Origin of the sequence: Vibrio sp. S234-5 (assembly GCF_000960595.1) — a bacterium.
Lineage (GTDB): Bacteria > Pseudomonadota > Gammaproteobacteria > Enterobacterales > Vibrionaceae > Vibrio.
This window is the reverse complement of the sequence record NZ_JZAM01000104.1, coordinates 1-1845: the sequence shown is the minus strand read 5'-3', so window position 1 is coordinate 1845 and position 1845 is coordinate 1. Positions and strand designations below refer to the sequence as shown.

The window sequence follows — 1845 nt, the reverse complement described above, 5'->3', positions numbered from 1 at the left end:
AGTAGAGGGTGTGAACAACCGAATAAAGACGCTGAACAAAGTCGCCTATGGGTATCGTGATTGGGAATTTTTTGAGTTAAAAATCAAAGCCAGTCATGAGGCGAAGTATCGATTTTCCGGATGAACCATAAAAGTTAAAGATGTCGGTAATGCCCGCAACATCTTCAAATTCACCTGTTAGAATTTCCACAAAATGTCCTCTTTCTTCGAGCTTTATAACGCCGCATTAAGTGGTGAGCGACGCTAAACACTAATGCCTCGGCAAACCACTTAAAACACAAAAACTGAATTTACACTAAAAACACCAAGCGTTGCGAATCCGTCTTAAATGCTTTGTTATGCAAATTCAATAAGATAAACATAAAGTTACACTAAATTTGATTAAGAAAACAATCAAAATGTTGGTTAAGTGAGCCAAGAATCAACCCAAGCCCGAACCGTAATAAATAAGCCGCCAAAACAAAGCACACCTTTCAGCAACAAACCAAGCTTTTGAATCTGAAAAACTCAACGAGCAAAATATTCAGCGAACTCGAAATTCTCGATTAACTTGCCCTTTCCACACTTTGCGCCAGCAAAATTAACAACGCGCCAACGCTAAAACCGAGTGAGGCAACAAAGAATCTTGGCTGTTTTACGGGTTGAATTGACCACGAAATTGGAGCCGAAAATGTTCATTTGCCGACGACACAAAGCGAATGGCCAGAGAAATCCCAAAAGATTAAACCCCTAAATTTACCTGAGTTGCATAACGCCGCGTTAAGGGGTGAGTGCCGCATAGATCAACTTCCCGCAGACCACTTTCACCACCAAAACTCACCGCATACCAAAAATGCCACGCGGCACGAATCCCTCTTTAACGCTTTGTTATGTTTAAGCTTCAAGGGCTTACGTTTTACCAAAACCAAGATTAACTCAGCGTTGACTCACAAACAAAAGCCAAGACCTAAAAAACTGAAATGACTCATAGATTTGAAAAACAGACTTCGAATTTTGGCAGTTAAAGCCCAAAAAACTTGTGGTCAAAACACTGATTGAGCTAGCCGAACCAACCTCGCGCTTACTCGAAAATTGATTGAGGCAATTCTCTGAATTTCCAGCGCCAAAGAATAAATGTCCGGAAAACAGCGCCAAACGAAGCCAACTTGCCGACGTGCACAAAACCAACAAGCCGACGGAGCAAAGAAAAGATACAACCAACTGATTTGACGTGATTAAACATAACGCCGCATTAAGTGGTGAGCGACGCTAAACACCAATGCCTCGACAAACCACTTAAAACGCAAAAACTGAATTTACACTAAAACCGCCAAGCGTTGCGAATCCGTCTTAAATGCTTTGTTATGCAAATTCAATAAGATAAACCAGAAGTTACACCAAATTTGATTAAGAAAACAATCAAAATATTGGTTAAGTGAACCAAGAATCAGCCAAAGCCTGAACCGTGATAAATAAGCCACCAAAACAAAGTCCACCTTTCAGCGACAAACCAAGCTTTTGAATGAGACAAACTCAACAAGCAAGACTTTCAGCAAATGCGAAATGATCGATTAACTTGCCCTTTCCACACTTTTCACCCGCAAAACTGACAACGCGCCAACGCTAAAACCAATTGAGGCAAACAAAGAAAATTGCCTGTTTTACGGTTTGAGTTAACCAAGAATTTGAGGGTAAAAATGCTCATTTGCCGACAGCACAAAACGAATAGCCGGAGAAATGGTTCATCCGGAAAATCGATACTTCGCCTCATGACTGGCTTTGATTTTTAACTCAAAAAATTCCCAATCACGATACCCATAGGCGACTTTGTTCAGCGTCTTTATTCGGTTGTTCACACCCTCTACT

Annotated in this window: 3 protein-coding genes; 1 reads left to right on the top strand and 2 read right to left on the bottom strand. The window is 40.9% G+C overall.

All coding sequences use genetic code 11. The features are described 5' to 3' along the window. A partial coding sequence (locus tag UF06_RS23635) for a transposase (protein WP_045569239.1) occupies positions 1 to 124 on the top strand: 124 nt, incomplete at its 5' end. Between the two features lie 597 nt (positions 125 to 721). On the opposite strand, the gene UF06_RS23630 is transcribed toward UF06_RS23635, so the two are convergent. After that, positions 722 to 850 carry a DUF3265 domain-containing protein gene (locus UF06_RS23630; protein ID WP_242401983.1) on the bottom strand — a complete coding sequence of 43 codons (129 nt, stop codon included), beginning with the start codon at positions 848 to 850 and terminating at the stop codon, positions 722 to 724. A gap of 871 nt (positions 851 to 1721) precedes the next feature. Continuing rightward, positions 1722 to 1845: transposase (locus UF06_RS03695; RefSeq protein ID WP_045569239.1), on the bottom strand; the 124-nt coding region annotated here is incomplete at its 5' end.